General features: G+C 42.5%; 12 protein-coding genes. All 12 read left to right on the forward strand.

All coding sequences use genetic code 11. The features are described from left to right. Positions 1–860 (forward strand): phage minor head protein (locus ACE01R_RS17090; protein WP_395552695.1); only part of this gene is annotated, 860 nt, incomplete at its 5' end. Between the two features lie 119 nt (positions 861–979). Continuing rightward, positions 980–1,804: an NPP1 family protein gene (locus tag ACE01R_RS17095; protein WP_395552696.1), complete on the forward strand. Its 825-nt coding sequence runs from the start codon at positions 980–982 to the stop codon at positions 1,802–1,804. Between the two features lie 58 nt (positions 1,805–1,862). Next, positions 1,863–2,828, forward strand: coding sequence for a hypothetical protein (locus tag ACE01R_RS17100; protein WP_395552697.1), 966 nt, complete (start codon positions 1,863–1,865; stop codon positions 2,826–2,828). Between the two features lie 3 nt (positions 2,829–2,831). Next, positions 2,832–3,206 (forward strand): hypothetical protein, encoded by a 375-nt coding sequence (locus ACE01R_RS17105; protein ID WP_395552698.1) that lies wholly within the window; start codon positions 2,832–2,834, stop codon positions 3,204–3,206. 5 nt (positions 3,207–3,211) lie between these two features. Further along, the gene (locus ACE01R_RS17110; protein WP_395552699.1) at positions 3,212–4,291 is read left to right on the forward strand and encodes a major capsid protein; all 1,080 of its coding nucleotides are present in this window, start codon (positions 3,212–3,214) and stop codon (positions 4,289–4,291) included. An 11-nt stretch (positions 4,292–4,302) separates the two neighbouring features. Continuing rightward, positions 4,303–4,578 (forward strand): hypothetical protein, encoded by a 276-nt coding sequence (locus ACE01R_RS17115; RefSeq protein ID WP_395552700.1) that lies wholly within the window; start codon positions 4,303–4,305, stop codon positions 4,576–4,578. A gap of 7 nt (positions 4,579–4,585) precedes the next feature. Further along, positions 4,586–5,026 carry a gp436 family protein gene (locus ACE01R_RS17120; protein ID WP_395552701.1) on the forward strand — a complete coding sequence of 147 codons (441 nt, stop codon included), beginning with the start codon at positions 4,586–4,588 and terminating at the stop codon, positions 5,024–5,026. A gap of 7 nt (positions 5,027–5,033) precedes the next feature. Beyond that, entirely contained in the window at positions 5,034–5,582 is a 549-nt protein-coding gene (locus ACE01R_RS17125) for a phage virion morphogenesis protein (protein ID WP_395552702.1), read from the forward strand. Beyond that, the gene (locus ACE01R_RS17130) at positions 5,575–5,997 is read left to right on the forward strand and encodes a hypothetical protein (protein WP_395552703.1); all 423 of its coding nucleotides are present in this window, start codon (positions 5,575–5,577) and stop codon (positions 5,995–5,997) included. The genes ACE01R_RS17125 and ACE01R_RS17130 overlap by 8 nt, the downstream gene beginning before the upstream one ends. Before the next feature lie 9 nt (positions 5,998–6,006). Further along, entirely contained in the window at positions 6,007–6,177 is a 171-nt protein-coding gene (locus ACE01R_RS17135; RefSeq protein WP_395552704.1) for a hypothetical protein, read from the forward strand. After that, the gene (locus ACE01R_RS17140) at positions 6,177–6,911 is read left to right on the forward strand and encodes a hypothetical protein (protein WP_395552705.1); all 735 of its coding nucleotides are present in this window, start codon (positions 6,177–6,179) and stop codon (positions 6,909–6,911) included. Before ACE01R_RS17135 ends, ACE01R_RS17140 begins: the two co-directional genes overlap by 1 nt. Before the next feature lie 262 nt (positions 6,912–7,173). Next, entirely contained in the window at positions 7,174–7,701 is a 528-nt protein-coding gene (locus tag ACE01R_RS17145) for a Rha family transcriptional regulator (protein WP_395552706.1), read from the forward strand. Positions 7,702–7,846 lie beyond the last annotated feature (145 nt).

The following is a 7,846-nucleotide window of genomic DNA, read 5'->3' on the forward strand; positions in this document are numbered from 1 at the left end:
CGGCTATCAATGATAGTCGTGTACGTCCTGCACATTTAGCTTTGAATCGAATTGTCTTACCGATTGATCATCCGTTTTGGCTGACACATTACCCGCCGCTGGGATTCCGTTGCCGGTGCACCGTGATTGCCTTAACCGAGAAGCAGGCATTGAAATACGGCATTACTCCTGATGATCAGTTGCCAGAAGTAGCTGAGGCTTTGGATTGGAGTTCTCATCCGCTGCAATTCGGTGAGCTTGAATCGCTGGTTGATAAAAAGATCAGTGCTTCATCTTTGGACAAGGAATATCTCCTCGAGCAGAAGGAAATCATTAAAGCTGAATGGATTGCATCGAAAAAGCTCACCAGTCTATTTGCTCCGATGAATGATAAGACCCGAGACCTATTCGACACGGTAGCCAATACAGTGATTCCACTCGATCCAAGTATTCGGCCAAGTGCGATTCGTACTTTCCTGGATTATGTACAGGGAAATGATGCCGCACTGACCAACTATTTAAACTCCACTACAGGCTCTCTGGCTGATGATGTACTCAAGCGCTGGCTGAGTGCCGACATGGCAGCTATTCAGGCTGTGGCAAGTAATACGGCTTCAACAGTGGTGGGTGTTGCAACACTTCAACAGGTAGCGGCTTATCAGGTTGGGCAGACAGTCCAGTTTAACGCGCCGTTGCTTATGGCTGAGGGTGCTAGTGATGTCGTGATCCGAATTGAGAATGCAAAAGGTCTTGGTATTGATCTTGAAAAGCTTAATGCCGGGCAGGGTGTTTTATTTGAAATTGGATTGTCGTTTCAGGTAGCTTCGATTGAGACATTGAATAACAAGATGGTTTATACGCTGAAAGTATTGATGAGTTAGTAAAACTCCATTTAATACTATTCGAATGATTCAAGAGAATATACCTAAATATAGGGATTCATTTTCTCCTTTATATATTTTACTTTTAATATTCACTAGAATTATCAGATGAAATTATTATGCAAAAAGTAATATTATTTCCTTTATTAACCATCGGTTCACTAGCTTCTTTACCGGCTTTAGCTGAAAATTGGCCTAAACATCTTTGCCCGGCTGATGAAGCGGCTTGCTTAACAATAAACGAAAATAATAAACCTTCTCCACCAAAAGACTTAGAAAAGGGGCGTATTGTTTTTGCTTTTGGAACTGATGGTTGTTTGGCTTCATCACCGGTATGGTATGACACAGAACGCAATTCTCTAAAACCCAATCATGGAATTAGTACTGGGGGTGCTAAGAATGGACATTGCGGGTATGCTAATCAGCTGAATAAAGCATATATTATTTACAATGAAATAGAATCTACAAACAATCCAGCATATAAAGCACGAGTATTTGGCCTCTATGCAGTCAAAGATGATGGTTATTTAGGTGGGCATCGCCATGAATGGGAACATGCGATTGTTTGGATGAAAAATGGCGTACCTGAATTTGTTTCTACAACTGAGCATAAGGGTGTAAACACTCGTAAGGCGAGTGATACAGGGCATTTACCTGATAATTCAAATGCTTTTGGTGTGAAATACATTATTAAAAAGACAACACACTATTTAGATTTTGCAGGAAAAGATAAAAATAATGTGGTAACGAATAAAGATCCTAGCCCTGATAAAACTTGGTTCGCTGCCAAAGATCAACAGGTTGTGGACTTCAATCAAGCAAATCCAGAGTTTAAATCAATAATCAATAATCGAGGAAATTGGGGTGAAACAGTACCACGTGTGAATGACCGCAATTTCTTAAATCAGCAGAAACCTAAAGAATGGAAGAACATTAGTTTCTAATATTTTATTTAATAAAAACCCACTCAATCGAGTGGGTTTTTTTATTGGAGCATGAAAAATGCCTGAGCTAAATGAGGAGCGGCTGAAGTACCTATTCAATGCTGCGGCAATTGAGGTACCAAAGGCAGAAGAAGGTAAAAAGCGAACCTTTAAAGGGACAGCGTATAGCGGTGGGCGTGTAGATGGTCATTGGTATTGGGGCCGTACCGGTGTGGTCTTTGATCTTGATGGTATCGAGATTGATTCTCCTACAGCACTACTGGAAGAGCACTTCGGTTCTAACCGTATTGGCGTGGTTAAGAAAGTCGATACTAATGGAAAGATTGATGTTGAAGGGCACTTCTTGACCAATGAACGGGCCAAAGAAATTGTCCAGGATTCTGATGATGAGTTTCCGTTTCAAATGTCAATGTTCATTGATCCGGGTTCGGTTGAAGAAGTAAATACAGGCCAGACCGTCGTGGTCAATGGTCAGTCATTTACTGGACCTATCGCCGTGTTCCGTAATAACCGTATTCGTGAATTTACGATCTGTTCAACAGGTGCGGATCGTAACACATCAATTAAAGCCTTCTCTGGCAAAACCAATCCAAACCCAACCAAAGAGGACACAGACGTGACCGAATTAGAAAAAGCTCAGGCTGCGCAAAAGCAGGCTGAAACAGAGCGTGATAATGCCTTAGCTGAACTTAAGCAATTTAAGGCACAAAAACGTACTGATGAAATTGCAGCTTTAGAAACTGAACTTAAAACACAGTTTAGCGCTGACGATAAAACTGCTTATACCAATATGGATGATTCCATGTTCACATTTGCTGCAAAACAGCTTCGCCAATTCTCGGCAGGCAGCCAACAACCGCCAGCTGGACAGCAACAACAACCAGCACCAAGTGTTAATCCAGCATTTGCCCACTTATTTAATCATCAGGCAACTGGTGGACAAGGTGGTCAGTCAAACCACAATGACACTCACAAATTCACATCAGGTGCGCAAGCGTTCGCAGAGCAAAATAAGGGGAAATAATCCATGGCTACTCACTATGTACCACCTATCTCAGTCACCTCGAAACGACTGATTTTAGATAATGAAAAGTTGCGCCGGGCCAATGCCAAGGTGACAACTGCCACCGCCTATAAATATGGTGATCTTTTGACGCTCTCCGCTGGCAATGTACTGACTCATGCAGCAGATGAATCCACATGGGATGTGATCTGTGGTCAGGATGTTTCAGCTGCAGAAGCTACGATTAAAGCAGCTGATGGCATTGAAATCCCAGTGTATTACGGTGGCGTATTTAACGTTGAAGCGGTGTCGTTAAACGGAACTGTACTGGAAGCTGCTAAATATGATGCAGCACGTGCCAAAGCAACTAAAAACAAAATTGAACTTTCGAAGGTGTAAACAACATGCCACAGTCTTTTAATATTGAAGGTACTCCACTTGAACTGCTTGATGTGGGTGAGCTTGCACTGATCCACTCAAACTATCGTCCGATGGATACTTGGCTTTTGGATCAATTATTTCCAAATCGACCACTGTTCACGCGTGATGATGTGCCATTGGCTGAATTGTCAGCTGAACATGATCTGGCACCATTGGTTTCACCACAGCAACCTGGTAAGCCATTTGATACTACTCAATCTGGTGAAGTGCGTCATGTGAAGCCGGCCTACTACAAGCCAAAAAATCAGGTCACTCCGGCAGAAACATTTGAAATTGCATTGCTTGAGCGTTTACGTACAGCAGGCATTATTTCAACAGGCAACCAGCGACTGTCTGAGCAAGAGCAAATGATTATTGCTCAGATCTCAGTAATGAAGCGTAATCATGATGCGATTGATAACTCAGTCTTGATGATGGCCATTGATCTGCTGAAAAATGGCAAATATGTGCTTCATTCAGATGACTATGAATACAACCTGGTGGATTACCGTCGTGACCCATCTCTGACATATACGCCGTTGATCAAATGGAACGAAGTGGGTGCTAAACCGGTAACGGATATTCGCACCATGCTTGAACGTCAATTAGCTGCAGATGGTGGTGAAGCCAAAAAATCAATTATGTCAGGTCTGGTTTGGTCTGCGTTATGGAATAACGAAGAATTCAAGAAAGAGTTCATCACGCCGTATGCAGGTATCTCTGTTCCAGTTACCCCAAGCTTTGGTGTGAAAGAAACAGCGACCTTCAAAGGTACTTTTGATGGAGTTGAATTCTGGGTGTATGACGCGACCTACCGTAATAAAGGTCAGGTAAAGCGCTTTATTCCTAAGGATTACTTCTCACTGATCTCTGATACCAATGGCTCAGTAGCTCATTGTAAGATCAAAAACATGCTGGCTAATGGTGTTGCTCAGCAGTACTTTGATCGCCAATGGTACTGTGAAGACCCAAGCGGTATTCAATTGATGACAGAATCAGCTCCATTGGTCGTGCCTTCTAACAAAAACGGTGTAGTCGGTGGTACTGGCTTTATCACACTATAAGGAGGCTTTAAATGCCAAAATATATTGCAAAACAATCCATCGGTCACTTTATGCCAGGTGATGAAATTAAAGGGCTTGAAGATGAAAAACTTCAGGCCCTTTTAGCATCTGGGGCTATCACAGAATATCGTGAGCCAGCAGAGCCTAAGGTGGATGGTACCGCCGTACGTTTGGCTGAGCTTGAAAAGGAAAACGCCGAGCTTAAAGCCAAGGTTGCTGAACTTGAAAAGGTGAAGCCTACAGCAAAGCCTAAAACAGGCGACAAACCTGCAGACGAAACAAAGTAGGTGATCTATGTACGCGACTGAATCGGATTTGGTCGCACGATTTGGTGGTGAGATTGAAAATCTGAAAACGATGCTTCCTTCTCAATCCTCAGTAACTGACGCAATCCAGGATGCAACGGAAGAAATTAACGGTCATATCGGTGGTCGTTATCCTTTACCGCTTCCTAATGTGCCTAGTAATTTAAAGCGTATGGCGTGTGATATTGCGCGCTATCGGCTTTATTTTCAGCAACCAACTGAAGAAGTTCGAAAGCGTTATGAGGATGCAATCGCATTCTTAAAGCGTGTGGCTGACAACAAAGCACATTTGCAGATCCTGTTGCCTGAAACTAACCAGATCGTGGATGACCAACCCAAAAACAAACCATCTACTGTACCAATCGGTACTTCATACACTGGTGGTGTGTTTGGTGATGACACACTAAATAAGATGCCAGGCATGAAGTGAGGTATTTATGAGTGGTGTGGCAATTTCAATTGATGTAGATGGCGACTCTCCAATTTTGACAATTCTTAAAAACCTTTCTGATTTTGAACAACGCAAGAGTGAATTATTCGAGGATATTGGCAACATTGTCACCGAAGGTATTCGATCGCGCTGGATTGGTGGTGAAGGTTTAGAAGGTAAGTGGCCTCTATCTGTGCGGGTAATGCGTGAGGGTGGTACCACCTTGCGTGATACATCGCGATTAATGAATTCCATTACTCACAACGTCCTTGCTGATGGTGTGGAAATTGGTACTGATGTTGAGTATGGAGCAATTCATCACTTCGGTGGTGAAATCAAACATGAAGCAAGAACGCGAAAAACATTCTTTCGTCAGAACTTGCGTACTGGTGAGGTTGGTAACCGTTTTGTGAGGCGTAGCCGCTCTAACTTTATGCAGGAAACAATGGGTAAAGCTTATACGGTCAAAATAACACGTCGTCCTTGGCTTGGTATTACTGAGGATGAGGAGCAAAGTATTTTGAACTCTATTGAAGGGGTGGTATTTGATGAGTAATTTTTTTGCTGTAAGAGCTGAAATTGCGAAAAAACTGGAAGAAATTGCTGAGTTCAAGAAAATTTACACCCCGATCAATATTGGGAGCACATCAGAACTATCCCAAATTACCCCGTGTGTTCATGTGAACTATTTGCGTATTCGAAAGGCTGATGAGGCGGGTAGAGGAAGCATCAATGCACTGAAGCAAGAATGGGATATCACTATTGTTGAGCGGCATGCGGCTTCACAATTATCAGATGGGTCCAAGGCAATTGATAAGGCAGGTGAGTTGGTTGCCAAGGTTATTCCGCTTTTAAGTGGATGGCGACCAGAATCAAGCACACGCCCACTATCTTTGGTGCGGATCAGTGAAGATTTTTCATCAACTTGTGTCTATATCACGATGGTATTCGAATCATCATTATTCATTTAGGAGCCAGTCATGGCAAAACAATATAAAGCCCAGCAACCTGTCGGACGTTTTCAAAAGGGCGATGTCGTTGGTGGGCTGAATGATGCTCAAATCAAAAAATTACTGGCAGATGGTGTGATTCAGGAAATGCTTGAACCCAAAGCCGTTACAGCCAAGAAAACTGCAGAGGATGAAAAGTAATGGCTAAACAATATATTTCCCTTCAGGGTAAATTCTACTTATCTGAAATTGCTAATGGTGTGGCAGGCGCTATGCGTCATATTGGTAACGTGCCTGAATTTGAGCTTGAAATAACCACTGATCAAGTGGAGCATCAGGAAAGCACTTCAGGTCAGCGTACTACCGACTTTGTACTCACCAAAACAACTGGCGTGAATTTCTCAGGCCAATTGGAAGAAGTTGACGAAGACAACCTGCAATACATCCTGTCAGGCATGAAATCTGATGTAGCCAGTGATACCGTCACCGATCAAGCGCTAGGCACTGTGAAGGTGGGTGAAGAAATCAAACTGGATGGTTATAGCTTGACGCAAGTTTCATTTAAGTCGGGTGCTACTACTATTGAGACTTCTAAATATGATTTAGATTCAGTGTTTGGTACCGTGATTTTTAAAGAAGCGATTGCTGAACCTGTTACAGCTTCATACACCACAGGTGCTGTAAGCCATACCACCATTGCCAGTGATTTCAATAAAGAATACGAGCTATTCTTTAAAGGGATTAATACCGCTACCGGTGACAGCATGGCGGTACGTTTATGGCGTACAAAAAAATCACCTGAAACAACATTCCCTCTCATTCATGAAGACCTTGGTCAATATGAAATTTCAGGTCAGGCTTTATCAGATGTAGGCAAAGGCAGTGATGAAACACTAGGTCTTTATGGCCATGTTGTAACGATTCCTAAGGCTTAACCAACACAGGCACAAGAACTCCATAGGCGCATATGCGTCTTTTTTTGTGCCTGTTTTTTAGATTCTTTTCATTTGCATTAAGCGATTAATGAAAACGAAAGGGATTTTTCCCACCACTTAATTAAACCGTCCTTATGGGGTGGTTTTTTTATGCCTGTTTTCAGGCAAACCACTGGCTAGGGCGACGGTTCGAAAAGCACGTTTCCATGTTCAATGTGCCTGCCAGTTTCTTTTTTAACATGGTTATATAAGAGGAAATCTTATGAACATGATGACAACACTAAATTTACGAGCCATGGTATCAAGCGATGATGGTGAGCCAAAAACAACAAGCTATGCTGTAGCGGAGGCATTCGGGAAAAGACATTCGGATGTGCTTCGAGCAATTAAAAATATGAAGTGTTCTTTACAATTTCGTGAGCGCAATTTTGCGTTTACCTTAGAAAACAAGCAGATAGGAAATACAAAAAGAAATACCGGATTTTACCGAATGACAGAGCGTGGCTTCATGTTTCTGGTCATGGGCTTTAATGGTGAAAAGGCAGACGCCATCAAAGAGGCATTCATTAATGCATTTGAGTGGATGGCAAACCAATTAACCCAAGCCTTTCAGTCTAAATGGGCCAGATACAACCACATTGTTGGTTATCGCAACAACCGAAAGCAGCAAGTCAGTTGCTCAGCCAGAGATATGAATGCATGGAAGCAAGAAAAGCATCCGCTTGATGATGAGATAGCGCAATTAGAAAGTGAATTGCAGCCCTCTTTGCCATTTGCGAAGGTGGTGTAATCATGAATGATTTTTTCTTAGCAACGAACCGATCTATCACTGTGAATGAAATTGAAGTCCGCCAGATCCAAATGAAGTATTTCGATACTTGGGCTACACATGCCGAACCAATCAAACAATTTCTAAAAGATAAAGATCATTCAGA

The sequence above is a fragment of the Acinetobacter sp. BSP-28 genome, from assembly GCF_044130285.1.
Taxonomy (GTDB): Bacteria; Pseudomonadota; Gammaproteobacteria; order Pseudomonadales; family Moraxellaceae; genus Acinetobacter.